Source organism: Verrucomicrobiia bacterium, assembly GCA_035765895.1.
Taxonomy (GTDB): domain Bacteria; phylum Verrucomicrobiota; class Verrucomicrobiia; order Limisphaerales; family DSYF01; genus DSYF01.
In genome coordinates this window covers 13,824-40,401 of sequence record DASTWL010000082.1, presented here as the reverse complement: position 1 = coordinate 40,401, position 26,578 = coordinate 13,824, and the positions used below count along the sequence as shown (strand labels likewise).

The window sequence follows — 26,578 nt, the reverse complement described above, 5'->3', positions numbered from 1 at the left end:
AAATACCAAGAACTAGAATATGGCAGCTAAACAACTGTTGTTCGATGAGGCAGCGCGTCAGGCCATCCTGCGCGGCGTCTCCAAGCTCTCCAAGGCCGTCGTCGCCACGCTCGGACCGAAAGGCCGCAACGTCGTGCTCGACAAAAAATTCGGCTCCCCGACCGTGACCAAGGACGGTGTCACCGTCGCGAAGGAAATCGAACTGGAAGACCCGTTTGAAAACATGGGCGCCCAGATGGTCCGCGAAGTCGCCAGCAAGACGAGCGACAACGCGGGCGACGGCACCACCACGGCGACCGTGCTCGCCGAGGCCATCTACCGCGAAGGTCTCAAGTATGTGACCAGCGGCGCGAACCCGATCAGCATCCAGCGCGGCATCCAGAAGGCCGTGGAATCCGCCGTCGGCCAGCTCGACAAGATCGCCAAGAAGGTCAAGGACAAGGAAGAGATCAAGCAGGTCGCGACCGTTTCCGCGAACTGGGACACCACCATCGGCGAGATCATCGCCGACGCGATGGACAAGGTCGGCAAGGACGGCACCATCACGGTCGAAGAAGCGAAGTCCATCGAGACGACGCTCGACGTCGTGGAAGGCATGCAGTTCGACAAGGGCTACCTCTCGCCTTACTTCGTCACGAACGCCGAGACGATGGAAGCGAAGATGGAAGATGCCTATATCCTGATCTATGAAAAGAAGATCAGCTCGCTCAAGGACCTGCTCCCGTTGCTCGAGAAGGCTGCCCGCACCGGCAAGCCGCTCCTGATCATCGCCGAGGAAGTTGAAGGCGAAGCGCTCGCGACGCTCGTCGTGAACAAGCTCCGCGGCACGTTGAACGTCTGCGCTGTGAAGGCCCCCGGCTTCGGCGATCGTCGCAAGGCGATGCTCGAAGACATCGCGGTCCTCACCGGCGGTCGCTTCATCACCGAAGACCTCGGCCTCAAGCTCGAGAACCTCGAACTCAATGACCTCGGCCGCGCCAAGAGCGTCGTCGTGGAGAAGGAAAACACCACCATCGTCGAAGGCAACGGCAAGTCCTCCGAGATCCAGGGCCGGGTGAACCAGATCCGCCGCCAGATCGAGGAGACGACCAGCGACTACGACCGCGAGAAGCTCCAAGAACGCCTGGCGAAGCTCGCCGGTGGCGTGGCCGTCATCAACGTCGGCGCCGCAACCGAAACCGAGATGAAGGAAAAGAAGATGCGTGTGGAAGACGCGCTGCACGCGACGCGCGCGGCCGTTGAAGAAGGCATCGTCGCCGGTGGCGGCGTGGCCCTCATCCGCTGCATCGGCGCGATCGACGCGACCAAGGGTGCCAATGACGACGAACAAATCGGCGTCAGCATCGTGAAGCGCGCCGTTGAATCACCGCTCCGCTCGCTCGCCGCCAACGCCGGCGTCGAAGGCAGCGTGATCGTGGAAGCCGTCAAGAAGGCGAAGGGCAACGAAGGTTACAATGTCGCCACGGGCGCCATGGAAGACCTCGTGAAAGCCGGCGTGGTGGACCCGAAGAAGGTCACCCGCACCGCGCTCCAGAACGCCAGTTCGATCGCGGGCCTGCTGCTCACGACCGAATGCCTGATCACCGAGATTCCGGAGAAGGAAAAGCCGGCTCCGGCGGGTCACGGCGCCCCCGGCATGGGCGGCATGGATTACTGATCGGACGGTCAGATCATTCGGAGGAACCGAAAATCACCAACGCGGCTGGGCAACCAGCCGCGTTTTTCCTTTTTGGGCGCGGCCGTGCGTGAAGCGCCAGCCACAGCAGGTTGAGCGCGGTGCGGCCGGCTTCCGACACCGGCGCGCACCATTCAAATCAGGAGACCACGCCCGGAGATGCCTCGCTTGACCATTCACCCGATTGCCCTGATTATATGGCGGTCGCATATTAATGGGGGCGCACCGGTTTCGACCTGGGAGAGGCGCCAGAGGCGGCATGCCGAGGACGATGCGTTGGCCTCGTAAATCATCGCATCAAACATTAGTTGCTAACGAAGAATTAGCTCTCGCGGCCTAAGGCCCCGACGTTCACCGGTGGACACCTGCTACGCCGGCTGAACGCAACAGCAGGCATGGGTTGAACGTGGAGTCAGGCAGGCGTTCGCCCGAGAGATTACTGCGGACTGGACCGTTGGATTCGTGTCGGAAGGTTATCCGGCGGTCGAGACTTTCTTCCGGCTAAGCATGTAGTCGCGGCTGGTAAATTTGCCAGGGACGCGGGTTCAATTCCCGCCGCCTCCACCATCCTGCGCCCGGAACTCCCGGGCGAAGAATGGCAGGCCCCTCACCTCCGCAGCGAACGGGCACCCCAGCCAACCATCCCCAGGACCAGCAGAGTTGCTCCTAGAATCAAGGCTCTTACGCTCCACGAGGCGGCGGTCACCGCTTGCACCTCCAGCCCGAGGTGCAAATCCGCCTCGCGATCCACGGCCACGGCGCGTTGAAACGTCAGCACCCGGCCTTCCGCCGGGATGTTGGCGCGGATGGCGCTCGCGCTGTTCACGGCGGCGTCCTGTTGTTGCACGAGTTTTTCCGCGAGCCGCAGGTAGGCGCTGTTGTCCTCGGCGGAGTTGGCCTCGATGATCTGCCGGGCGTCCTGCTGGGTGTAGTTCAATTCCGGACCGCCGCGTGGGCTGCGGAACCGGCCAAGCAGCGGGCCGGCGTCGCCCGCCGCGGCCGCCTGTCGCACGCTCAGCCCAAGCAACGCCTGCTGGAGCTTCAGGTTATGCAACTGCACGCGCGCATCTTCATTGAACGCGTCGTCATGCGCGCTCAAACCAAACGCCGCTTGAAAGGCCCGCCGCGCCTGCTGGGGGTCGCCCTGGGCCAGCGCAGTGTTGCCCAGCGAAAGCATCTGCTCGGCCTGCTGTGTTTTTTGCGCCTGCTGCGCCGCCTCTTCCGCGAGGTAATGCGTCAGATCCAGCGTGGCCGCCACCGGGGCGACCTGCTGGTCCTGAAGCTGCAACGTGCCCGTCCAGTCCTGCAGCCGCCACTTTTCACTGAGACTGACCCGCCAGGTGATGTTTTCGAGCGGCAAATCGAACTTCGGCGCGAGCAGGGAAAGATCCAAACGGCCCGCGCCGGGCTGGCCAACCTGGCTGCTGAAATAAATTTCCACCGGCACGGGCTGGTGATCGGCTGACGGCTTTTCGAGCGGGATCAACAGGGCATCTTGATCGCGCCACGGCCACACCCCGTTCTGATTGACGAACGCAAACCAGTAGTGCGCTCCCGCGGGCAGCTTGACGGACAACAGCCGTTTGTCGCCGGGCGACATTTCCAATCGCGCCTGGGTCAGCATCACGCCGGCGTCGGAAATCACCGAATTGAACGTGATGCGATTCACGCGCGCGGGCAGCAGCTTGACGGCTTCGTGGCGGTCCAGTTTCAGCGTCAGTGCAAACGCCGGATCGGCCAGGCGGAATGTGTAATTGGCCGCCGCCGCCACCAGCCCCTGTTGCAGGGTGCGTGGAATGCTCTGCCACTCGGTCGGCTGCAACGCCGTTCCCGCCGGTTCGGCGCCGACCTGCACACGGCCGCCGGCCTGCACGGTGACGAAGCCGCGCTGCAAATTTACGGCGTCGGCCCGGACGCCGCGAAGCACGGTTTCCGTGGCGTGTTCCGGGATGGCCGTCTGATACGTGACCCGCAGCAGATGCTCCCCGATGATGCGCCGCTCGAGTTTCACCTCCCAGGCTTGCAGACCGTTTTCCACCGGGCCGGGCACGCGCAGGAAATCCGTCACCAGATCGCCGGCGAAGCGCACGCTCCCGGCGTTGGTGGGCAGGGAAACGCGCAACGATTTCAAGCCGGCGTTCTCAATTTCATACTGCAAATTGGCCGCGACCTTCACGAGCGCTTCGCTGACGCTCGCATGCTGCAGGCTGGTCACCTGCACCCACGGCTCGACCTGTTCAATGTCGAGCGCCAGTTTCCACGGCGCCTGCAAGATGCGAAACGCCAGCACGCCTTTCTGCCGGATGCCGGCGCGCTGCGGGTCGAGCAGGGAGAGTCCGTCCAGTGCGGCGGCCTGCAGTTGCATCCCCTGTTCCGGCACGATGAGCAACGTGCCCTGCTGCTTGCTGGCTGCGCGCAGGCTGAATTGCGGCACGGGCCACGCTCCGGCGAGGCGGGTGGCCTTGACCCCCGGACCCGCCAGGCTGATGGCGAACTGTTGTGGCCCGAGTGTCTTGCCGCGCAGGTTCAGCGTGATGATCCGGCCCGCGTCGGTTTTGGATTCGCTCCAGTGGCTCAACGCATCGCCGCTGATGGCCTCCACGTCAAAACCAGCCGGCAGCACAAAGCTCAGTTTAAAGATGCCCGCACGCGAAATGTCCACCTTGGCATCGGCCGCGAGCACCGTGCGGTCTTCGCCCAGCGAAAGCGTGTCCTGCGTTTCCACGCGCACGTCGGGTTCCACCGGCGAGGCCTGCAGCGAAACGGTGGCCCCCGGATCCGAGTAACGGAAGGCCCGCCGCACTGTCAACCCGGCGACCTGCGTCGCGAGCGGGCCGGTCACGTCGCCCGGGAAATCCTCGAGATTGATGGGCGCGAGTCCTTCCGCCGTGACGTTGTCGAGTTGAACCTCGTTGCCGGTGGCGATGCCCAGCACGCCAATCTGGTTCGCCGCCTGTTCCACCGCCAGCAAACCGGCCGACTGCTGAAACGGCAGCGTGCCCGCCGGAATTTGTGACCGCACGAGCACCGTGAACGGGCGCGACTGCGGCTGGCTCAAGGTGATGCGCAGCTTGCGCGTGTCCGGATCGAAGCGCCAGAGCGCGACGAGCGACGACGCGTTCTTCGGCGTGCTGCCGTCCGTCACATCGGTCACGGTCGCCCCTTTCGGAACGTCGAAGATCAGCTCGTTCAGTTCGCCCTGCGCGGGACGGAGCGTGACCCGGTGCACGCCTTCGATCACGCCCGCCGCGGGCACGTAAAGTTGCGACGTCTCAGCGTAGAACACGGCTTTCTCGCGCTTCACATCGCGACTGCGGGGTTTCCAGCCAATCGACACCTGGGCCGCCGGCGCCAGCACGAGCGCGGCAACGGTGTTGCTGCCCGCCAGTTCGCGCTGAAGCGACACGGCCTGCGGCGAAAACACATCCACGTCGAGACCGGTCACGGTGACCGCGAGCCGGTTGATGAGTCCGGCAGGCGTGGGCAGCGCAATCGTGCTTTGCCCGGAACTCTCGGACACATGCAACTGATAGTGCAGGGTGATGTCGTAGGTGCCCGCCCGCCGGGCTTCGAGTTGCTGGACGCGCCGGCCATCCGTCACCGTTTCCACCAACGCCAGCGCCGGCTGCGGGTAAGTTACCTGGGTTAGCACACCCGGTTCGGACAACAGCGGCAACACGCGGCCCGCGCCTGTCTGCCAGTGCAGCTTTGCAGTGACCAACGCAAAGCCGTCCTCAATTTGGATCTGCTGGCTCACTGATTCGAGGGACGACGGCGCGGACGCATCCCGCGCGGTCATGGCGCAACCCGTGCCAAGCCACAACAAGCTGGCGACCAGCAATGCTGCAACCGCGGGGGCGCTCGTGCCGGCCGGCAGCGTTGCTTTGGCAGGCACGGCCCAGAGCCGCCGCAGTCCGGGCCAAAGCACCCGGGTCAGCGCGAAGAGAATCAGCATCGCCAGAAACCACGGCAGCCCATTCGGCAGCCGCAGCGCCGCCCAGGCCAGCAACGTCCAACCAAGGGCGCCCAGCATGATTTTTTTGGCTGGGGAAACCGACCACCATGCGCCGATCCACAACGCAGCTCCAGCCACCGCGAGCAAGAGGGTGGCCCCCCAGCCAGCCCCGGCGGTCGCCGCATTCAGATTTGTCACCGTCACACTGAGCGCGCTGCCGGCCTGCTGCACCGGCGCCAGAAACGCAACGTCGGATGGCACCACCGCCCGAAAGTCCGCCGCGGCTTGGAAGATTCCGCTCAACATGACGCCCGCCGCCACGAACGCCACAAGGCCAATCAATGCTCCGCCGAGGTGCCGCAGACTGAAGCGGCTGACGCCTTCGCCGGCCGCCCAACGCCAGACCAATAAGCCGGCGAGGAGAAGCACCCCCACGCTCACGAGCGCCGTGATCAGCCGTCCGCCGTGGTCCGGATGCGCCATCCGCGCGGCCTGCGCGAAGCCGGAGACGTCCGGGACGCCGCCGACCGGCGTGAGCGAGCCGCGCTCAAACAACAGTCGTTGTCCGGCATCGGGCTCGAGCTTCCATTCGGCCAGCATGACCGGCGCGTTGAGGCTGGGCGCCGTCACAGTCACGTGTTGCGCCGTGGCAGATTTGGCCGCGAGCTTGAGATTCAATTTGACGATTGCGTTGGGGTCCGCGCGCTGCGGCAGCGGGATGAGACTGGCGTCGCCGTCCTGGACCGGCACTACCGCGGCGTCATTCACGCGGGCCGTCCACAACGCCAGCCCGGCCGGCAGCGTCAGGCGCAGATTGGGATTGCCCCGGTTCTTCAAAAAATAACTCGCGTCCGTCAACACCTGGCCTTCCTTGGAAATGCGCGTGACGAGAGCCGCGCGGTCCACCACGAGACTGATGGAATCCCCCTGCACCAGCGGACTGAGCGCGAGCTTCAAATCAAACGGTCGGGCGTTGTAGTGATACGCTGCCAGGATCGGGGCGTCGAAGAACAGGCGGTATTCGGCCGGCACCTCGCCCGGCTCCAGCGGCAGCAGCGCGGAAGAGAGCGCGGCGGGCTTCACCTGAAATTGGTAGGCGCTGACCACGAGCGTGTAGCCCTGCTCGGACTGCGCGTCGAGCGGCCGGGCGCCGGTGAAGGCGAGCGTTTCGCCCTGCGCCTTGAACGGCCGTTCGTAGGTGGCCAGCAGCGTGTAGGCGCCCGCGACCGGCGATTGCAACTGCACGAGGTAGCCGTTCGTGGTTTTCTGCCAGTTGCGGATGTCCTTTCCCGTGAACTCGACGTTGAAATACTCATCCGCCAGTTCCACGCGCAACGCGGCAAGCGGCGCGCCGGAAATGGAATAATTCATCACGCTGCTGCCGTAGGCAACGCCCTCGCCGATGGAGAACAGGTGCAGGCCGTCCGCCTGCACCGTCTGGGGCAGCCGCTCAATGTGCATTGTGGCGCGCCAGTCTGGATCGCTCAGGCGAAACGCCGCCTGCAGGTTCGGCACCTTGCCGGGAAAAAAGGCCGGGGCGATTTCCGTCAAACCCTGCGTGCGTTCGGCCGACAAACGGAAGCCCGCCGCCGTCGCGACGCCGACGTTCCCGCGCACGGACCGGGCATTGCTCACCTCGATGCGCGGCAGCACCCAGTTCGTTTCGCCCAGCGGCTGGTTGCGTTCGAGCCGGAGCTGCACGACCTGCCGGCCGGTGACGGGCTGGCCATAAACGAGGCGCAGCGTGGCGGAAGCGGGATCGGCTGGTTCTTCACCGGACGCCCCCGGCGCGCTGACGAAGTAATCACTCAGACCTGACGCATTGAGCCGCGCAACGGCGAATCCCGCCGGAATCCGCAACCGCAATTCGCGCAACGGCGCTTCACGGACTTCAAGTTCGAGTTCGGCGTCGATCGCGAGCTCGTTCTCACCATGATGATACGCCAGCACTTCGGAAACCGTCAGCTCAGGCTGAATCTGGTCCGCCTGCACCCGCACGGCGTAGCCGGGACTGGAGAAGCGGTAGGCGAACCGTTGGTGTCCCGTTGGCTGAAACGCCGCCTTCGTCGCGTCGTTCTCGGGAAATTGTTCCGGGGAAATCTGTGACAGGCCGCTCGCCTGCGCGATTTCCAGCCGCACGGCCCCCTCGTTCACGATGCGCACGTAACCCGCGAACCGTGTCGCTCCTTCGGGCTGAATCTGCATCACCGTGGCCGTTTGTGGAAAGGCCCCCAAAGGGGTCTGCGTCTGCACCTGCAAGCGGAACGCGTCCTTTTGCGGCTGGTTCAAGCGCACCACGAGCCGCCGTGGCAGCGTGGCGTCGCCTGACACACCGGCCCCGGACGGAGCGGGTTCAACCGTCCAGCCCAGCACTTCGCTCCCCTGCACACGGGTGACCTCGCCGGCCCCGGTGAGCAGCAGCGCCACCTGGCTGAGTTCGCCCTGCATGACTTTGAAGTCGAGCAACCCCGTCTGCCGCATCAGGCCGGGACTGAAGGTGACCTGCGACCACATCTCGGCTGCGTAAAACAGCCGGCCTTCTTCCGCCTTGCGCGCCTCCTGCCACGCCAGATTTACCGTGCCATCGGCGGGCAGGAAGCTGACGAAATCGTTGGTCCGGCGTTCCGGTCGGGCGGCGCCAACGAACGCGAATTGCGTGTCGGCACCCAGGCCTTGCAACACCACCGGCTGCACGGCGCCGGGGGCAACGCGGAAGTTCACCCGGTTCCAATTGCCGCCCTGACTCACCGCCGCCACGAACTTGAACTGCAGCGCGAATTTGCCGGCGCGTTTGAACACCGCGACGTAGCGGCCCTGATCGACCTGCAAATCCCACTGCGGATGCGCGCCCATTTCCGTGAGCGCAACGGCACCGGAAAGCAGCTCGAGCGAACCGCCTTTCGGATTGTCCACGGAAGCGGTGGCCGTCAGTGTGAATTCCGCCCGATTGGAACCCAGATCGCCGACGAGGTTGAAATCGGTCAACGCGACGGGCGCGGCGGGCGACGGATGTTTTGAGCTCACGACCAGCGTGAACGTCCCGGCCGTGTCGAGCGAACCGTTGGGTTTGGTTTCATTCGGACCGACGAGGTCCACCGGCGGCGAGAGGAGTTGCATCGCGGTGACCGTGACCATTGTTTCGCCCGTGCTGAAAGTGGTCGTTCCGGAAAACAGGCCCGGCCTTTCTTTCTGCGCCGTAACGCTGATCCGGCTCGCCGGGTTATCGTTGAAACACAATTCCAGGGTCGCGCCCGGATCGGGAACGCTGTCGCCGGCAAAGCCAAAGGTGTAGGTGCCCGGTTTCAGTTCGACCTTGGGATTCAACGAATCGTCCGTGGCGCCGCCGTTCAAAAACTTCGGCGATTGGGCCGTCCCGCTGAACAGGTAAGCTCCCCAATACTGGCCGCCTTCCAAGGTGTCCCACGCCGAACTGTCGCGGGTGCCATCGGCCCGGACGCCGAATATTTTCAACCCGGTCAGTTTGATTTGGGCGCTCACCACCATGGGGAGAAACAGCGTGAAGGCCAGCGTCACGACGCCGAGTTTTGTTTTCATAAGGAACCCCGCTTTGCGTTGGATTTATTGCCCGGAAACCGCTTTCGCCTGACGAATCATCCACTCCAGCTTCTTTGGACGGGAATCGGCGCCAAATACTTCCGGCACGCCGTTCAAATACCGCAGCAACGCCGCCGGTGAGACGTCGCCGGCAAAGGGACTGGCCACCAGCCACTCGGAAAATGCGGCGGCCGTCGCGGCAAGCCGCATGGCCGGGCTGGCCTGGTCGAGCGACAGGGCGCTGCCGGTATAGGGCACGTCCCACGCCTGCTCGCGATAATCCGTAGTGCCGGGAACCTTGTAACGCACACGCACCGTGCCGAGCGGACCTTCGCCCGCGGGATTCACGGCCACCGTGTAAAGCGCATTGCCCGCTTCCTGCGCGGCGATTTCGGCGGCATCCACCGTGTTGTCGCGGAATTGCTCCTTGGTGAGCTGATGCCTGGCGTAACCAATCTGCCGATACGCCGTCACACGGCGCGGATTGAACTCCACCTGCACCTTCACGTCCGATGCCGCCACCTGCAACGCGCCGGCCAGTTGCCCGGCGAACTCGGAGGCCGCCTCTGCGGGTGAATTGAGAAAGCCGTAACGCCCGTCGCCGTTGCGGGAAAGCACTTCGAGCAGGTCATCGTTGTAATCCTCCCAGCCGATGCCGAAACAATCGAGCGCGACGCCTTGTTTGCGATAACCTTCAACCTTTTGCTGCAACGTCGCGGGATTCACCTCACCGAGATTGGCGGCGCCGTCGGTGAGGAGCACCACGCGATTGATGCCGCCCGCGAGGTAATGGCGCAGGGCGGTCTGGTAGGCGAGGTTCATCGCCTCTTCGAGATTCGTCCCGCCCTGTGGCGTGAGTCCGCCGACCTGCTCGAACACGCCGCCCGCCTGGTCGCCGGCCACGCCGTCCGCAAACAGCCGCGGCGTGCGGGCGAAGGTGACCACGCTCAGTTTGTCCTGCGGCTGCAACTGAGTGGCCAGCACACGCAACGCCTCGCGGATGATCTGCACGCGGTCGGCGCGCTCCATCGAACCGGAATTGTCGAGCAACAGCACCAAGTTCAACGGGCGCCCGGCCGGCCGGCCCGCCGCCGCGGTCTTAAGCGAGAAGCGCAGCAGATCGCGGTTGTGGGCGAATGGATCCTGCGCCCGCTCCCAGGCGAAGGCAATCGGCGCGCCCGCCGCTGGCTCCGGATCGCGGTAATCGAAGGCATTGATGAACTCCTCGCTGCGCACCGACGCGGGATCGGGCAATTGCCCGCGCTCCAGGCTCGCCGCCGCCAGCTTGAACGAGACATCGCTGACGTTCAGCGAGAAGGTGGAAAACGGATTGTCGCCCGTCTGAACCTCCGGCTGCGGAATCGGCGCGTTTGTGGCGGGCGGGCGCGGCAGCGGTGCGTCAATGCGCTGGGACGCGTTCGTTGGCTGACCGCTTCCCTTGAGCGCCGCCAACTCGCGTTGCGCCGCCTCAATCTTTTTTTGATTTTCTGCGAAACGTTGTGCAAGGGCCTTGATGCCTGTTTCAGACGCTTCACGAGTCTGGGTCAGGCGCCACTCCAGGTATCCCTCCGCCACGGCGTTCGCAATTGCCGCCGCCTCTTTCGGATCCCCGTCTTTGACGGAGATGTCAATGAACGTTGAATTGGGTTTGGCTTTCAGTTCGATCCGGCGACGCAACCGCGCGAGCGCTTCGGTTGGATCGACGCCCCATTTGTTCGCCAAGCCGAGCTGATGGACGGCGTTCGTCAAAACGGCTTCGGATTTGATGGCCTCGAATTCGGTTTGCACGAAATAGGGATCATATACCCCGCCGGACCGGGAACCGGAGAACGCGGTAATGTCTGGCGCTGTTCGCTCCGCCGTAACAGTGGCCGTCGCTTGATAGCCGCCGTGGAAAGCATCGCTGATTCGTCCCAAAAATCCCTTCTCCGATGTCGAAGGAGGAACCGCCCGATTCATAATCTCCACCATCCCGGATTTTGGCAGAGCGACGTCCACTTTTTCGGCCGCCAGTCGGGCCTCATGGATTTTTTGTTGCGACACCAACTGATCCAGTTGGTGCTGCTGTTCCAAACGGGATTGATCGGCGTGTGGTCTGGTCAATTGTTCGACTTTGCTCTGTGCGCTGGCATCACGCTGTTCCTCCCGCAGACTTGAATAATCGCTGGCAGTCTGGATGCCGGGCTCGACCACGGTGGCCTTCTTCAATTGGGCATCGATTTCATCATGCTTCATTGCGTCATACAAAGCCTTCCCGTCTTGCACGAGAGAGCGGGTGGCTTCATCCGCGACAGCTGTAACCACTCCTGCTCGGCGCGTTTGCGAGGCCGGGGGTTGAAGGGCCATTGCAAAACCGGATGTTGACGCGGGTTTGCTCGCGTCAACGTAACCAACCACAGCGGGGCCTGCGTAAACATTGCCGCCGCCCGTTGCGGTTCCTGTTTCGGATTTATTCGGCGACGAAACCGCCTGCCCAGCTGCAGGCGAAGCGGACGGCGGGCCGTTCCGGTAGAGCCCGCCCACCGCCGGCACATCACCCAGCGCCGGCACGGCGGCGGCAAGCGAGTCACTTTCATTTGGGGAGGTCGTCGAAGCGGGCAAGCCAGCATACCCCGGCTGCGCTCCGAATTCCCAAGAAAAAGCCCGGGGCCGGCGCGCCCGTTCAGCGTCAGCGAGACTCCCTGCACTGGTGATGGAGCGATCGTAAGACTTCGCCAGGGTCGAATCGCCCGTGGTCGCCGTCGCCGCGTCCTTGCGCTTCACGCCCAAATCGCCGTCACGGTTCCCGCCGCTCAAACCTTCGCCTGTCGCGGCAAAATCAGCGCCGGCCAAAAGGCTGTTCGTCGATGCGAAGCCATCCCACACGGGCGTCGAATCCGGATGTGGCAGGACGATTTCCGTCGGCGGCGGCGCCAGCTTGGGTTCGGGGTTCAAGGCGGTGACGGTCGTGGGCGGTTTGGCCTCCACCGAATTCGCGGATGCAGCGTTGTCATCATAAAAGCCACGCAATGCGACCGACGCATTCCAAGGCGTCTCTTGAGCGGTGCCAGTCGGCGGCGACTGCGGGTTTCTGGCGGCGTAAGCCAGCCGTCCGTCCGGCCTGAGTTGCACCACCCGGCCGTTCTGATCCGCAGCCGGCGGCTTGGAAGCGAGCCGGGCGAAATTACGCTGCGCCTGTTTGGCATCCAGTTCCACCGCCACGGGTTCACCCACTTTCCCGGCAATGTATTTCTCGCCACCAACCGTCGGCAGGCCGGTTCGCCCGCCGAGGTAGGGCTTCAAATCCTCCAGGGTCGGGGCCGCACCGGTGGCCTTCTGGTTGTCCTCGGCCCACATCTGTTTGGCCTGCTCCAACTGCCGGAGATTGTTCAGCACGGCCACGGACTGGGCCCTGCTCTTGGACTTGCTCAAGGCCGGCATGAGCATCGATGCGAGCAGGCCGACAATCGCCAGAACAGCCAGGACAGCGAGTAAACGGTAGGATAATCCGGTCTCTCCCTTGACGGTCCCGGGTTTCAACGGCGGGATGACGAAGGCGGCCCGCAGCGATTTGCGACGCTCATCCGCGAGCTTCAGCGGCCCGGCCGGTTCCGCCATCGATTCCGCATCCGCCACGCCGGCTTCGCGCACCAACTGGATGGTTTGCTTGAGATCGTCGTGGAGCTTTTGCAGTTCCGCGTCGCGGGCCAGCACTGCGCGCACAGCCGCCGCTTCCGCCTCGGACAATTCACCCAGCAACAGCGCCGTGACGCGCAGTTCCAGTTCTTCGCGGGGATTCATGGGCGGCTCCGGGTTCATGGCATCACTCCCGTTTTGGCCAGCTCGGCGGCCATGCGTTTCAGCGCGTGATGCAGCAGGTAACCCACGTGGCCGACCTTCAACCCGGTACGCTGGCCGATTTCCGCGTAGGAAAGGTCCTCGTTGAACTTGAGCCGGACAATTTCACGACTGCGTTCGTCCAGCGCGGCCAGGCTCAAACGCACCAGACCAATGCCTTCGAGGCGCGCAATCTGTTCATCCGGCAACGGCTGCGGATCGGCCGGATCGGGCGCCGGCGTTTCGGCCGGGCCGCGCTCCGGCTGGAGCGGCGTGAGTTTGGCCGTGTTGCGGCGATGATTCAGCGCGCGGTTGTGCACCGTGCGGTAAAGCCAGCGGCGCGGTTCGCGCACTTCGTCAAACTGGGCGTGCAGCTTCATGAACGCTTCTTGAACCAGGTCTTCCGCGACGTTTCGTTCGCCCGTCAGGCGCAGGGCGTAGCTCAACAGCGGGGATTCGAGGGCAGCAAACAGCGCTTCAATCGTTTCGGGCGATTGCACGCTCGTTTTATCTGGTTGGCCCGCAGCCATGCCTTGCTGATTTTCCCGCATCCACCGCCGTGGCAGCCTGATGGCCAGCATCGAAACGTCGCTGCTCACAAGGAAGACGACACGCCAGGCGGCGGTTTCTTAGACGGCTTTCGCCGGCAGTTTGCTCCGCCGGCAACCCGTTGCGCGAGGAGGAAGGCAAAAAGCGGACCGCGCCGGTCCCGGGGGGAGCGCAATGCGGATGTGACGGGGTGAAAGCGCGCTAATGCGAATGGCTGACGCCGCACGCGTGCTGCCACGCATGAATGACGTGCGCGATGATGTCGTCGAGGCCGACGCCATTTTTGACCTGGGCGAACACGAACGGCCCGGCGCCGCGTATGCGCCGGGTGTCGTGATCCATTATTCCCAAGTCGGCACCGACGGCTTGGGCGAGGTCCGTCTTGTTAATGACGAGCAGATCACTCTGCGTGATGCCGGGACCGCCTTTGCGCGGAATTTTGTCACCGCCCGCGACGTCGATCACCTGGATGGTGAAATCCGCCAGTTCACGGCTGAAGCACGCCGCCAGATTATCGCCGCCGGATTCGATGAACAGCAGGTCCGGATTGAAGTTTCGGTGCAATTCCTCCAGCGCGAGCAGGTTGGCGGAAATGTCCTCGCGAATCGCCGCATGCGGACAGCCACCGGTTTCCACCGCGCGGATGCGTTCGGCCGGCAGCGCGCCGTGCTTGGTCAGGAATTCGCCGTCTTCGCGCGTGAAGATGTCGTTCGTCACGACCGCAATGTTCATCCGCTCGCGCAGTTTCAGACAGAGCTGAAGCGTCAGCGCCGTCTTGCCGCTGCCGACCGGGCCGCCGATGCCGACCGTGAACGCGCGCCGCGCAAAGTCACGGTCCAGCGTCCGTTCGCGCTCGTGAAAATGCCCGGGATGATCGAGCGGTTCGTGCGTGTGGCCGTTGCCGCCGTGGGAATGAAGATGAAGGAGCAATCGTGAGTTCATGTTCAGCTTTGGAATAAACGGGAATACAAGCGGTCCTGCGCGCCCTGCCAGAGATCCAGCAGCGGCGCGGTTTGAGCGAGGTCGTCTAGCGTGAATGTCGCTGAACGCGCGGCCACTTCCTCCGCCAGCGGCGCGAGACGGTGTTGCAGCCTCTGCGCTTCCATCGGACCGACGATGTTCAAACGCACGGCGGCGGCGAACCCGCTGCGCAGGTGATTGAAGAGGAACAGGCGGATGGTGGTGGCGCGCGGAATGGCAAGTTCGCGCAGGCATGCGCCGAACACGGGCGCGAAATGCGCAAAGGGAGCGCGGCTGTCCCCAGCCACAGCGGCTCCGCCAGATAAGGGCACGCCCGAACTTCTCAGTCCACCTTCGTTACGGGAATGCTGCGGCTGCGGGCCGCCGCGTTCCAGGAAAATGCGCTCCATCGCCGTGAGAAATGCCCGTCCTTGCAATCGGCTCGCGCGGTTGGCGACGTGATTCGAGAGGAACGCATCGCAAAGTGCGTCCAGTTCCGCGAGTCGTTCCGGATTGTCGTAAGCCGTGTTCACGAAGGGCACCGCCGCGCGGCCAAGCTGGTGCAGATTGGTTTCGAGAAAGGCGAGCAACTCGGCGCGGTTGCGCACTTCCCCATGCTGCCACGCCGCTTCCAGTCCGACCGAATGCGCGAAGCCGCCCGTTGGGAACGCGGAGTCCGCGACTTGCCAGAGGAGCAAGTCGCTAGGAGCAGTCGGAGAGTTCGTGTTTACGTCCGCCCTCACCCCAATCCTCTCCCCCAGGAGAGGGAGCGGCTTTGAAGCGCTTGCCGGCGGTTGACCGGCTTCGTTAGCAAATCCAGCTTTGGGGCCTTTCCCAGCAAAAGGCTGATTCAACCGAAAAGTTCCGCCATCACGCGACACCGTGGGCGTTTCCTCCTCTCCCCGGGGGAGAGGGGCAGGGTGAGGGCGAGCGTTGCTTTTTGCAGCAGCCGACGTGAGTCGCCTCACTTTTTTTCTGGCGCGGGACATGAGTTTAAGCCGACTCACATCGGCTGCTACGAGCTAAAATAAATTATACCGTTGCGCCAGCGGCAACACCTTCGCCGGCTCGCACGTCAGCAATTCGCCGTCGGCACGGACTTCGTAGGTTTCCGGATCAACGGTGATCTTCGGCATCGCGTTGTTCCACTTGAGATCCTTCTTCCCAACTTTTCGGCAGCCTTTCACGGCGACGACTTGTTTCGTCAGGCCGTAGGCTTTGCCGACGTTCGCTTTCTTCGCGAGCTGGCTCACGAACGCGATGCTCGTCGCGCCGGTCGCGCGGCCAAACGCACCGAACATCGGTCGCATGTAAACCGGTTGCGGCGTCGGAATGCTCGCGTTCGGATCGCCCATCTGCGCCCACGCGATGAATCCACCTTTGATCACCATCTCGGGCTTCGCGCCGAACATGGAAGGCTTCCACAGCACCAAATCCGCAAGTTTGCCGACTTCAATCGAACCGATGACGTGCGCCATGCCATGCGCCAGTGCCGGGTTGATGGTGTATTTGGAGAGGTAACGCTTGATGCGGACGTTGTCGTTGTCGCCGGCTTCCTCGGGCAAACGACCGCGTTGCTGCTTCATCTTGTCCGCCGTCTGCCAAGACCGCGTGATGACTTCGCCGATGCGGCCCATGGCCTGCGAATCCGAACTCATCATGCTAATTGCGCCCAGGTCGTGCAGGATGTCCTCCGCCGCGATGGTCTCGCCGCGAATGCGGCTTTCGGCGAACGCCACGTCCTCGGGCAGGTTCGGATCGAGGTGATGGCAGACCATGAGCATGTCGAGGTGCTCGTCAATCGTGTTGACCGTGTAAGGTCGCGTCGGGTTGGTGGAACTCGGCAGCACGTTCGGCTCGCCGCAGATGCGGATGATGTCCGGCGCGTGACCGCCGCCCGCGCCTTCGCTGTGATACGTGTGAATCGTGCGGCCTTTGAACGCGGCAATTGTGCCTTCAACGAACGCGGATTCATTTAATGTGTCGGTGTGAATCGTCACCTGAATGTCGTGCTGGTCGGCGATGCCGAGGCAGCAATCAATCGCGGCGGGCGTCGTGCCCCAGTCCTCGTGAAGCTTGAGGCCGATGACGCCGGCTTTGATTTGATCCGCGAGACCGGCGGGCATCGCGGTGTTGCCTTTGCCGGTAAAGCCGAAGTTCAACGGCAACGCATCCACCGCGCGGAGCATTTCGCGGATGTAATTCGGCGCGGGCGTGCAGGTCGTGGCGCACGTGCCGACCGCCGGACCAGTGCCGCCGCCAACCATCGTGGTGAGACCGGCGGCAATCGCTTCGTGCGCCTGCTGTGGGCAAATGAAATGGATGTGCGTGTCGAGCCCGCCCGCGGTGAGAATGAGGCCTTCGCCCGCGATGACTTCCGTGGTGACGCCGACAATCATGCCCTTGGTCACGCCCGCCATCACATCAGGATTGCCCGCCTTGCCGATGCCGGAGATGAGACCGTTCTTGATGCCGATGTCGGCCTTGTAGATGCCGGTGTAATCAAGCACGAGCGCATTGGTGATGACGCAATCCAGCGCGTCCTTCGCGCCGACGCCCGCGGCCTGGCCCATGCCTTCGCGGATGACTTTGCCGCCGCCGAATTTGCATTCGTCGCCGTAAACCGTGAAATCTTTCTCGACTTCCGCGATGAGCGAAGTGTCGCCGAGCCGGACCTTGTCGCCGGTGGTCGGGCCGAACATGTCGGCGTAATGGGAGCGTTTCATTTTGTGGGACATAGCAAATTATTTTTGCCGCAGAGGCACAGAGGGCACAGAGATCCAAATGAATTTGCTCTGTGTGCTCTGTGCCTCTGTGGCCAATTTATGTGGTTGCAAATCCTTTGGCCTTCACCCTTTTCAAGGCGGCCTTCTTCCCAGCGGCGGAAACTTTGCCGCTCGCGAGGTTGTTGCCGCCACGAATGACTTTCTTGCCAGCAATTTCAACCAACTTCACAGTTTTGGTTTCGCCGGGTTCAAAGCGAACGGCTGTGCCCGCCGGAATGTCGAGGCGTTTGCCGTAGGCAGCCGCGCGATCGAACCTCAATGCACCGTTCGTCTCGATGAAATGATAGTGGCTACCAACTTGAATCGGGCGGTCGCCAAGATTCGTGACAGCCAACTCTGCTGTAACACGACGGGCGTTGAGTTCGATCTCGCCATCTTTGATTTCCGTCGAACCGGGAATGGGTTCGGTAGCGGCGGGTGCGAAAAGCGAAAGTTCCGGCACAGGCAGAAAGCTGCCGTATAGCGCGAGTTTCAAATCACCATTCTCGCTGGCGATGGGATGATGCACGGTGACGAGCTTTGAGCCGTCGGGAAATGTGCCCTCGACTTGCACGTCGTAAATCATCTCGGGCACGCCGGACATGACTTGATTGCGCCCCAGCAACTGACGGCCAAGGTTCATCAGCTCGGCGACGCTCCTGCCGTCGCGGATGGATTCCAGCAGCACGGTGGCAATGAGCGCGACGGCTTCGGGATGATTCAGTTTTACGCCGCGGGCCAATCGCTTTTGCGCGAGGAAGCCCGCCTGGTGCAGCGTCAGTTTGTCGAGTTCGCGAGGGGATAAGTGCATATCCGGACTTTCAATCACAGATGAACACGGAGGGAAACGAATTCAAATGCAATTGGAGCGTGAATGGCGCGGTAACGGCTTGGAATGCGTCAGCCCTCTGGCGACTTCCTACCGCGAGCCTGTGATGCCAAAGCGGCAGAAGAGCGCCGCACTCCAAGATCTGGCGGAAGTTCTTCGCCCCATCCCAGTCGCGTCCATTCGTATTCATTTGCGGTTCCCTGTCTCACCACTTGCGCGCCCACGGGTCGTCGCCGAGGAACGCGTTCAGCGGGGCAAGGTATTTGTGCAGTTCGCGCCCGACCGCTTCGACGTGCTCGCCGGCGATGCGGAGCACCGCGCCATCGGCAATCGGGCTGGCGCTAAAAACCAGAGCGGCCTGGCGCGGCACGGGTGCGGCACTGACTTTAGCCAGCAACTTCTGCGCGGCGTCGTGGAGCTTCGGCCCGACGAGCAGCAACACGGCGAGGCAGTTGAAACGCCCGGTGCGATGCGGTGCGGCAAGGTCGCCATCAGCGGAATCGAGCGCAAGCGAATCGAGGAAGACCGTTTTGCCGCCGACGTTCACCTGGTTGCGGCTGCTGAAGCGGGCGAAAGCCCAGCGTTCGCCGCGCGCCGCGCGACCGGAGGTGAACCAGTCGAGCAACACAAGGTTCGCATCGGAAGCGAGGTTGAATTCCTGTCGCTGTGCGTAGCTGGCCCCGGCGAAGGCCTGCACGGGGTCTGGCGCGAAGACCAAAGCGGCGCCGTTATCGACGATGGCACGGGTTTCATGGCCGCAAGGCAACGCGGCGGGATTGCGATACACCTTGGTGGAAGCCTGCGTGCCGAGGAAGCAGCACGTTTCCGGGCCGAGCTGGAGTTCCAGACTCGTCTGGTCGCCCGCGACGAGGCCGCCGCCAAAACTGCTCGTGCAGGCCCACACGCTGTCACCGCGCGAACGCGGCGTCAGCAGTTTCATGGGACTCGTGGCGAAAGCGGAAATCACGGTGCTTTTGCGAAAGACCAGTTGCACCTCGAGCGCCGCGCGGCCGGCTTTTCCCGGCGGAAGGGTGACGGGCGCTACCATGAGAGGCGAGGGCTAAACAGTGAGGTGTTGCTTGACGATGTCTTCATTCAGCTCGGCAATGTTGCCTTTCGCCACGATGCTGCCCCGGTCCATGACGTAAAAACGGTCGCCCACGTCGAGGCAGAAATCCAGGTATTGTTCGACGAGCAGGATGCCGAGCCGGCCCTCCCGGCGCAATTGCTTGATGGCACCCTCCACCTCCTCGACGTAATTGTGGCCGTCGCCCTTGAGTCCTTCACTGCGCAGGCGTTTGATGGTCTCGCCAATCTGATCGATGATGTTTGGCTGAATGCCCTCGGTCGGTTCGTCGAGCAGGAGAATTTTGGGGTCGGTCAGGAGCGCGCGGCCAATGGCCAGCTGTTGCTGCTGGCCGCCGCTCAACACACCGCCCTTGCGCCCGGTCATTTCTTTCAACACAGGAAACAACTGGAACACGCGGTCCAGTTCCCCGTTCAACTTGCGCCCCTGTGCTACTGCGCCAATGCGCAAATTTTCCAACACGGTGAGATTCGGAAAAATGTCGCGCCCCTGCGGCACGTAGCCCAAGCCGGAACGCGCGCGGGCATCGGGTTTGAGCGCCGTGAGATCCGCACCACCCAGCTTCACCGCGCCCTGATCCGGTCGCACCAGTCCAGTGATGGCCTTCAGCGTGGTGGTTTTGCCCACGCCATTGCGACCCATGAGACAAACCACCTCCCCCGGCTGAACATCCAGGCTGACGTCGCGCAAAATGCGCGAACCATCGTAGGAAACAGAGATGTTGACGAGAGTCAGCATGGCGACGTGGAAAAGAAGGGAGCATTAAATGAGTTATCGGGGTGAAGCGCCGCGTTCGCGCAAACGGCCCGGGCGGATGCCGGAAGGGCCAGGACGCGCGGACGGGACTTATTTAATGATGCAACCATGTGGCTCATTTAACCAATCACGCGGACTCACGCCTTCTTCTTGCGCCCGAGATAGACCTCCATGACGCGTTCGTCGTTCTGCACCTGATCCACGGTGCCTTCGCACAGGACGTTGCCCTGATGCAACACGGTGACCTTGCTGGCGATCTGGCGGACGAAAACCATGTCATGTTCGATCACCACAATGCTGTGTTTGCCGGCGAGGCCCAGCAACAGCTCGCCGGTCTTGTGCGTCTCCTCGTCGGTCATGCCGGCGGCGGGTTCATCCACCAGCAGCAGCTTCGGATTCTGCGCGAGGAGCATGCCGATCTCGAGCCATTGCTTCTGCCCGTGGCTGAGCAGGCCGGCTTTGCGATCCGCCTTGTCCGCCAGGCCAACGGTTTTGAGCACATCGTGAATGCGGTCACGCTGCGCCGGCTTCACCCGTGCAAACAGTGAACTCCAAACGCCGCGCGCGCCCTCCAGCGAAAGCCAGAGGTTCTCGAACACGGTGTGATCCACATATACCGACGGCGTCTGGAATTTGCGGCCGATGCCCAGGCGATTGATCTGGTATTCGTTCAAGCGCGTGAGGTCCGTGTCACGGCCGAATTCGATGGTGCCCTTGTCCGGGCGCGTGCGGCCCGTGATCAAATCCAGCATCGTGCTCTTGCCCGCACCGTTGGGTCCGATGATCGTGCGCAGCTCGCCATCGTCCATGTAAAGATTCAGGTTGTTGATGGCCTTGAAGCCGTCAAACGTCTTGCTGACACCTTCAATGGTGAGGATGAATTTTTTCAGCCCGGCGCTCATTTGGTTTCGACCGCCTCTTCCGCGTGCGGGGCGGTTTTGGCAGCGGCGCGCGGAGCCTCGGCTGACGCCCGCCGCGCGCCCCCATAACGTCGTTTCAGAGCGAGCAGTTGTCCGGGCAGACCCACGATGCCTTTCGGCATGAACAAGGTGACGAGCACAAACAAGCCGCCCAAAAACATCAGCCACAGATCCGGATATGCCCGTGTGGCCCAGCTCTTCAGCGCGTTGACACCGAACGCGCCCAGCACCGGACCGATCAACGTGCCGCGCCCGCCAACGGCCACCCACACGACGGCTTCGAGTGATTTGTCCGGCCACATTTCGCTGGGGTTGATGATGCCAACCTGGGGCACATAGAGCATGCCGCCGATGCTCGCGATGAGGGCGGCCAGCACGAAGACAAACAGTTTGTAATGCGCCGCTGCGTAGCCGCTGAACAGCACGCGGTTTTCCCGGTCACGAATGGCCTGTTGCACCAGACCGAACTTGGTGCGGCTCAGCCAGCGGCACCCCAGGAAAATCGCCAGGAGGGTGATGCCCGTGACGACGTAAAGGCCGCGCTGCGCGGCCGGGTCGCGCAGGTCATGGCCGAGGATGAATTTGAAATCCGTGAATCCGTTGTTGCCACCCATGAGCAGGCTGTTGCGGAAAAAGAGCAACGCTGCCGCGTAAGTTAAGGCCTGCGTGAGAATCGAAAAATAGACGCCACGAATCCGCGACCGAAAGGCCAGGTAACCGAAGACCGCCGAGAGCACGCCCGGCACCATGAACACCATCAACAAGGCAAACGGAAAGCTGGCGAACGGCTTCCAGAACGGCGGCAGCTTGTTCCACCCGAGAAAGACGAGGAAGTCGGGGATGGGCTGGTGATATTGTCCGAGATCGCCAATCATGCGCATGAGATGCATCCCCATCATGTAGCCGCCGAGGCTGAAGAACAGCGCCTGCCCCAGACTCAACAGGCCGGTGTAACCCCATAGCAGGTCCACGCTGATCGCGAGAATCGCGTAGCACAGATATTTGCCGTAGAGATTGATGGTGAAATCACTGACGTGCAAAACGCTGCCGGCCGGCATGAACGCATTTAAGCACGGCAAGACCACAATGAAAACGAGGGCCAGCACCGCCGCCAGACTCATGCCCCAGTGGTTGAAGAATCGTCGTTGCATGAAGTCAGTCGAGACTGCGGCTGCGCAGGGAGAACAACCCGCCTGGCTTCCACTGCAAAAACAGGATGATCGCCACCAGCACGACGATTTTGCCGGTGACCGGTGAACCCGTGGTCTGCTGCAGCACTTGATCCGCCGTCCCGATGCCCACGGCGGAAAAAACCGTTCCCACAATGCTGCCGACACCGCCAACCACCACGGTCATAAACGCGTTGACGATGTGGTCCTGGCCCATGCTCGGACCGACGTTGCCGATTTGCGAGAGGAACGCGCCAGCCAGTCCTGCCAGTCCCGAACCAAAGGCGAAGGTCAGCATGTTCACGCGCGTGGTCCGCACGCCAACGCAGGCTGCCATGTCGCGGTTTTGCATCACAGACCGGATCAACAGGCCAAGCGACGTGCGTCCGAGCAGCAGCCAGGTGCCCGCCACGATGAGGCCGGCGAAGAGCACGACGAAGATGCGGTTGTAACCGAAAATGACATCGTTCCAATCGAAGTGGCCCAGCAGCCAGTTCGGTGAACTGACCTGCACATTGTTTGCACCGAACACCATGCGGAACAATTGTTGCATGACGAGCGACACGCCCCACGTGGCGAGCAGGGATTCAAGCGGACGCCGGTAGAGAAAGCGTATAACCACGCGTTCAATCACCAATCCAGCCAGCGCTGCCACGATGAAGCTGAACGGAATCGCAAACAGGAAGTAACTTTCATACCACGCACCAGTGGCATTCAGACCGGGCAGGTGCAGGCCGAAAGCGATGGGTTTGCCCCCGAAATTGAAGGGCAGGGTGATGGAAAAACCAAACCCGGCGCCAAACAGATTTTGGATCACATAAGTGGTGTAGGCGCCCACTGCAATCATCTCGCCGTGGGCCATGTTGATGACTCCCATCAGGCCGAAAGTAATGGCCAGCCCCAGCGCCACGATCAGCAGAATGGAGCCCAGACTGAGGCCGCGGAAAACCGTCCCAAAAAAATTCACCGCCGCGATGTGGTCTTCAATCGTCTTGATGGCGTGGTTCGCTGCCCGGCGCGCGGCCGGCGTAAGCCCGGGGCCGGCGGCAAAGCGTTTCAGATTGTCCAAACAGCCGATGGACTTCATGCGGCCGAGGGCTTCCACGGCGGCGATTTGCACGACCGCATTGGAGTCGCCCAACTGCAGCAGGGCGATGCCTTCATTGATGCTCTTGCGCACATTTGCATCGGGCTCCTTCGGCAACCGCTGTTGCAGCACGTCGAGGTATTGGGGTTTCTGAGAATTGCCGAGTTTCAACACCGCGGCGCGGCGCACATCCGGATTGGGATCAGCCAAGGCCAGCGAGTCCAGCACCTGTTGAATGGCGCGACGCAACACGGCATCCGTTTCGACGGTTGTCACCTCCGCCGCGTTGAAGCGGAGCAGGACACCGTTGCCATCCTTGAGCGGCTCGCCGGTGTCGATGCGCGCGGCCGCCACCTTGCCGTCGGCGTCTTCCTCGTCGCCCAGCAACGCCGGAATTTTGGCGCCGTCGCATTCGTAAAGCATGATTTGGTCGCGCGGCCAGGCGGTCAACACGTCCTGCACAATCTTCGCGCCAGAGTCGCCCAATTCGCGCAGCAATGTTTGCTGAGCAGTGCCATCGCTTAGAATGGCTTTCACCAGCTTCTGACGAATTGCCGTGTCGTTGCCCGGCGTGGGTGTGGCCGCCGTTGCGGCGGTGATCCACGCGGTCAAACACCAGGCCAGGATGGTGGCGCACTTGGAAGGCATGCGGAATAAAGAGAGGGGCGGAGTGCCGGGCTCCGCCCCTGTTGAGGTTCGCGTTGAATGAATCATCGTTTCCGGCGCCGATGACTCATCCTTCAGGCGTCACTTGTTCGCCGAGGCCGTGAGTTTCTCGTCGAGGCCTTTGAGAATGAAAGGCTCGCCCGCCACACCCTTGAATTCCTCGAGGATCTTGAACTGCCCGTTGGCCTTGGTTTCGCCAATGTAAACGTTTTTGATGGTGTGGTGATTCTTCTGCATGGTGGTCTTGCCACCGGGGCCGTCGAAGCTGATGGCGCCGGACTCCAGCGTGTCACGCACCTTGGCGACATCAAATGTGCCGGCCTTTTCCACGGCGTTTTTCCAGAGGTAAACGCCGTCGTAGGAAAGGACCATCGGGCTGTCCACGACGCGTTTTTCCTTCACCACGCCAGGATGGCTTTGCGTCTCCAACCAGGCATACCAGCGTTTGAGGAAGCTCTTGTTTTCGGGCGTGTTGATGGACATGAAATAAGTCCAGCACCCGAGCTCACCCACCAAGTCCTTGGTCGGCAGGGCGCGCAGTTCGTCTTCGGCAAGGCTGAAGGAAACGACCGGGCAATCCGCCGCGGACAAGCCGGCGGCGGCAATTTCCTTGAAGAACGGAACGTTTGAATCACCATTGATCGTGTTCAACACGCACGCGTCGCCGCTGGCGGAAAACTGCTTGATCTCCGCCACGATCTGCTGGAAGTCCGTGTGCCCGAACGGAACGTATTTACCTGCGGAAATCACCTTGCCGTCCGCGTCTTTGCGCAGACCGCCGCCGATGTTTTCCAACGCGATGCCGTGCAGTTGGAGATACTTGTAGAGGATCAGATTGGTGGTCTGCGGATAAACGTAATCCGTTCCGATGAGGTAGAACTTCTTTTTTCCCAGCTTTAGCAGGTAATCCACCGCGGGCGTGGCCTGCTGGTTCACCGCTTCCGCCGTGTAGAATATGTTCTTCGACAGTTCTTCGCCCTCATACTGCACCGGATAAAACAGCAGGCCGTTGTCTTTTTCAAACACTGGCAACACGGACTTGCGGCTGACCGATGTCCAGCAGCCGAACACGACTGCAACCTTGTCCTGCTCCAGGAGTTGCTTCGCTTTCTCGGCGAAGAGCGGCCAGTTGGATGCACCGTCCACCACGACGGGTTCAATCTGGTAGTTTTTGCCATCGACTTTGATGCCGCCGGCCTGATTGATCTCATCGAAGGCAAACAGCAGCATGTCGCGCAAGGACGTTTCGCTGATGGCCATCGTGCCGGACAGGGAGTGGAGCACTCCAACCTTCACGGTGTCCGCCGCGAAGACGCTGGCTGCGGTCAACAGGACCGCCGCGCATCCGAGCCATTTCTGCAGGAATGAATTTTTCATGGTAACAAGATTTCTTTCCTAGTTGGTTTGAGTTTTCGAGATCAGAACAAGTAGCTGACACCCGCGCCGAGAATGAAGCGCCCTTTGTCGCCATCGAGGCCGCCCGTGTAGGACGTCGTGTCGTAACGGACTTCGGGCTGGATCTTGATGTTCGGCGCCGGCTTGAGGTTCAACGTAAGCGTGAAGCTGGCGAGATTACCGTCGGCATCCGGTGTCGTAATACCGGCTCCGGGCCGCACGGCCGGTCCCAGCACACCATCCGGGCTGTCGATGAAATCGGCGCGGAAGGCGAGGCCGACTTTCGAGGTGAAGTCATACCAAGCCCAGCCGCCGATGGACCACAAGTCCGAACTGTTGCCGGGTGCACTGAAGTTGAAGTAATCAAACTCCCAGCCCGTGCCGAGTTTGTCGGATACCTTATAACCGCCAATGGTCGAGAAGCCGGCACAATCGGTGCCACCGCCTTGGTCGTCAAACCAGCCAATCAGGTTCACCCACGTTTTGCTGTTCGGTTTAAGCCCCAAGCTGCCAAGGAAGGCCTTGCCTTGGTTGCTGTCCACCGGACCCGCGAACAATCCGTTCTGCACGCGCACCTTGAGATCCACTTTGTCGGAAAACGTATAGCCCAACTGCACGCCGGCCGAGGGACCGTTGCCGGTGAACCACCATTGATTGCCCTGCGAAAAGTTGGGATTGGCGGCGCCGCCGTCGCCAGATTCCCAGTTCAACAATGAAATCAATTGACCGGCTTTAATGTTCAACCCCGTGCCGACCGGGGCGTTCACTTCGACATACGCTTCACGCACGGCCTCGAATCCGGCGTTCGGGCTGCCGGTGTTGAGGTTCGGAGTATCCTCACCCCACATGAGGGACGTGCGAAACCCCGCCCCCCATTCGTCACCACTGCGCTCGACCGGCTTGCTGGCAATGGTCAGCTTGATCTTGTTGAGCGAAAACGAGTTGTCTTTTGTGTTCCACAAGTAAGCATCCGAATAACCGTCAGCCGGATGCTGCGTGTTGTAGAAATAGGAAGCTTGGACAAAACCGCTGATGGTGATGTCGGACATGGCCGAGACCAGCCGCGGCGCCGGAGTGCCACTGGGCAGCAGCCCTTCCTTCTGGGCCAAAGTCTCCAGCGCGTCCAAACGTGTTTTGAGTTCCTGATTCTCCTGGCTCAATTGATCGAGCGTTGCACCGTGAGCCAGTGCGCCGCCCATGACGACACCCAGACAGGCGCCGACATGGGTCAGCTTTTGGTAGTTGGTCCGTTTTCTCTTCATTTTGTTGGGATTTATGGTTCGTTCTGCCGACAGCTTTGGGCGCAATACGCCCGAAGCGACTACGCGCCAGCGACCGGGAATCAGTTGGGTCACTCGTCTGTCCCGTCATCGGGTCGTGCAATCGTCGGCAGC

Annotated in this window: 15 protein-coding genes and 1 other RNA gene; 2 read left to right on the top strand and 14 right to left on the bottom strand. The window is 62.2% G+C overall.

All coding sequences use genetic code 11. The annotated features are described in order from the left end of the window. The first annotated feature begins 19 nt into the window (after positions 1-19). Both groL and ssrA read left to right on the top strand, forming a co-directional pair. On the top strand, positions 20-1,657 hold the full coding sequence (groL, locus tag VFV96_16240; protein ID HEU5071954.1) for a chaperonin GroEL: 1,638 nt from the start codon (positions 20-22) through the stop codon (positions 1,655-1,657). A gap of 234 nt (positions 1,658-1,891) precedes the next feature. Beyond that, positions 1,892-2,242: a transfer-messenger RNA gene (gene ssrA, locus VFV96_16235) on the top strand. Positions 2,243-2,282: 40 nt separating this feature from the next. Here ssrA and VFV96_16230 read toward each other — a convergent pair. The 14 genes from VFV96_16230 to VFV96_16165 form a co-directional block, all read right to left on the bottom strand. Beyond that, complete coding sequence (locus VFV96_16230; GenBank protein ID HEU5071953.1) at positions 2,283-9,185, bottom strand: hypothetical protein; 6,903 nt, start codon at positions 9,183-9,185, stop codon at positions 2,283-2,285. 24 nt (positions 9,186-9,209) lie between these two features. Continuing rightward, complete coding sequence (locus tag VFV96_16225) at positions 9,210-12,965, bottom strand: von Willebrand factor type A domain-containing protein (GenBank protein ID HEU5071952.1); 3,756 nt, start codon at positions 12,963-12,965, stop codon at positions 9,210-9,212. Between the two features lie 14 nt (positions 12,966-12,979). Next, on the bottom strand, positions 12,980-13,531 hold the full coding sequence (locus VFV96_16220) for an RNA polymerase sigma factor (GenBank protein ID HEU5071951.1): 552 nt from the start codon (positions 13,529-13,531) through the stop codon (positions 12,980-12,982). A gap of 220 nt (positions 13,532-13,751) precedes the next feature. Further along, positions 13,752-14,492 carry an urease accessory protein UreG gene (gene ureG, locus VFV96_16215; protein ID HEU5071950.1) on the bottom strand — a complete coding sequence of 247 codons (741 nt, stop codon included), beginning with the start codon at positions 14,490-14,492 and terminating at the stop codon, positions 13,752-13,754. Positions 14,493-14,494: 2 nt separating this feature from the next. Beyond that, positions 14,495-15,208, bottom strand: coding sequence for an urease accessory UreF family protein (locus tag VFV96_16210; GenBank protein ID HEU5071949.1), 714 nt, complete (start codon positions 15,206-15,208; stop codon positions 14,495-14,497). Positions 15,209-15,532: 324 nt separating this feature from the next. After that, positions 15,533-17,248, bottom strand: coding sequence for an urease subunit alpha (gene ureC, locus VFV96_16205; GenBank protein HEU5071948.1), 1,716 nt, complete (start codon positions 17,246-17,248; stop codon positions 15,533-15,535). Between the two features lie 85 nt (positions 17,249-17,333). Continuing rightward, on the bottom strand, positions 17,334-18,086 hold the full coding sequence (locus VFV96_16200; protein ID HEU5071947.1) for an urease subunit gamma: 753 nt from the start codon (positions 18,084-18,086) through the stop codon (positions 17,334-17,336). Between the two features lie 223 nt (positions 18,087-18,309). Further along, on the bottom strand, positions 18,310-19,152 hold the full coding sequence (locus VFV96_16195) for an urease accessory protein UreD (GenBank protein HEU5071946.1): 843 nt from the start codon (positions 19,150-19,152) through the stop codon (positions 18,310-18,312). A gap of 12 nt (positions 19,153-19,164) precedes the next feature. After that, positions 19,165-19,929 carry an ABC transporter ATP-binding protein gene (locus VFV96_16190; GenBank protein HEU5071945.1) on the bottom strand — a complete coding sequence of 255 codons (765 nt, stop codon included), beginning with the start codon at positions 19,927-19,929 and terminating at the stop codon, positions 19,165-19,167. 155 nt (positions 19,930-20,084) lie between these two features. Next, a complete protein-coding gene (gene urtD, locus VFV96_16185) occupies positions 20,085-20,849 on the bottom strand; it encodes an urea ABC transporter ATP-binding protein UrtD (protein ID HEU5071944.1) in 765 nt (254 codons plus the stop codon). Further along, a complete protein-coding gene (gene urtC / locus VFV96_16180; protein HEU5071943.1) occupies positions 20,846-22,018 on the bottom strand; it encodes an urea ABC transporter permease subunit UrtC in 1,173 nt (390 codons plus the stop codon). Before urtC ends, urtD begins: the two co-directional genes overlap by 4 nt. Before the next feature lie 4 nt (positions 22,019-22,022). Then, positions 22,023-23,771 (bottom strand): urea ABC transporter permease subunit UrtB, encoded by a 1,749-nt coding sequence (urtB, locus tag VFV96_16175; protein HEU5071942.1) that lies wholly within the window; start codon positions 23,769-23,771, stop codon positions 22,023-22,025. A gap of 99 nt (positions 23,772-23,870) precedes the next feature. After that, positions 23,871-25,166 (bottom strand): transporter substrate-binding protein, encoded by a 1,296-nt coding sequence (locus tag VFV96_16170; GenBank protein HEU5071941.1) that lies wholly within the window; start codon positions 25,164-25,166, stop codon positions 23,871-23,873. A 41-nt stretch (positions 25,167-25,207) separates the two neighbouring features. Continuing rightward, positions 25,208-26,446 (bottom strand): outer membrane beta-barrel protein, encoded by a 1,239-nt coding sequence (locus VFV96_16165; GenBank protein HEU5071940.1) that lies wholly within the window; start codon positions 26,444-26,446, stop codon positions 25,208-25,210. Positions 26,447-26,578 lie beyond the last annotated feature (132 nt).

Excerpts from the sequence above, each read along its gene's own strand:
- VFV96_16200 (HEU5071947.1), bottom strand. The coding sequence starts at position 18,086 with ATGCACTTATCCCCTCGCGAACTCGACAAACTGACGCTGCACCAGGCG.
- groL (HEU5071954.1), top strand. The coding sequence starts at position 20 with ATGGCAGCTAAACAACTGTTGTTCGATGAGGCAGCGCGTCAGGCCATC.
- VFV96_16195 (HEU5071946.1), bottom strand. The coding sequence starts at position 19,152 with ATGGTAGCGCCCGTCACCCTTCCGCCGGGAAAAGCCGGCCGCGCGGCG.
- urtC (HEU5071943.1), bottom strand. The coding sequence starts at position 22,018 with ATGCAACGACGATTCTTCAACCACTGGGGCATGAGTCTGGCGGCGGTG.
- VFV96_16170 (HEU5071941.1), bottom strand. The coding sequence starts at position 25,166 with ATGAAAAATTCATTCCTGCAGAAATGGCTCGGATGCGCGGCGGTCCTG.
- urtB (HEU5071942.1), bottom strand. The coding sequence starts at position 23,771 with ATGCCTTCCAAGTGCGCCACCATCCTGGCCTGGTGTTTGACCGCGTGG.
- VFV96_16165 (HEU5071940.1), bottom strand. The coding sequence starts at position 26,446 with ATGAAGAGAAAACGGACCAACTACCAAAAGCTGACCCATGTCGGCGCC.
- VFV96_16190 (HEU5071945.1), bottom strand. The coding sequence starts at position 19,929 with ATGCTGACTCTCGTCAACATCTCTGTTTCCTACGATGGTTCGCGCATT.
- ureC (HEU5071948.1), bottom strand. The coding sequence starts at position 17,248 with ATGTCCCACAAAATGAAACGCTCCCATTACGCCGACATGTTCGGCCCG.
- VFV96_16230 (HEU5071953.1), bottom strand. The coding sequence starts at position 9,185 with ATGAAAACAAAACTCGGCGTCGTGACGCTGGCCTTCACGCTGTTTCTC.
- VFV96_16220 (HEU5071951.1), bottom strand. The coding sequence starts at position 13,531 with ATGGCTGCGGGCCAACCAGATAAAACGAGCGTGCAATCGCCCGAAACG.
- urtD (HEU5071944.1), bottom strand. The coding sequence starts at position 20,849 with ATGAGCGCCGGGCTGAAAAAATTCATCCTCACCATTGAAGGTGTCAGC.
- VFV96_16225 (HEU5071952.1), bottom strand. The coding sequence starts at position 12,965 with ATGAATCCCCGCGAAGAACTGGAACTGCGCGTCACGGCGCTGTTGCTG.
- ureG (HEU5071950.1), bottom strand. The coding sequence starts at position 14,492 with ATGAACTCACGATTGCTCCTTCATCTTCATTCCCACGGCGGCAACGGC.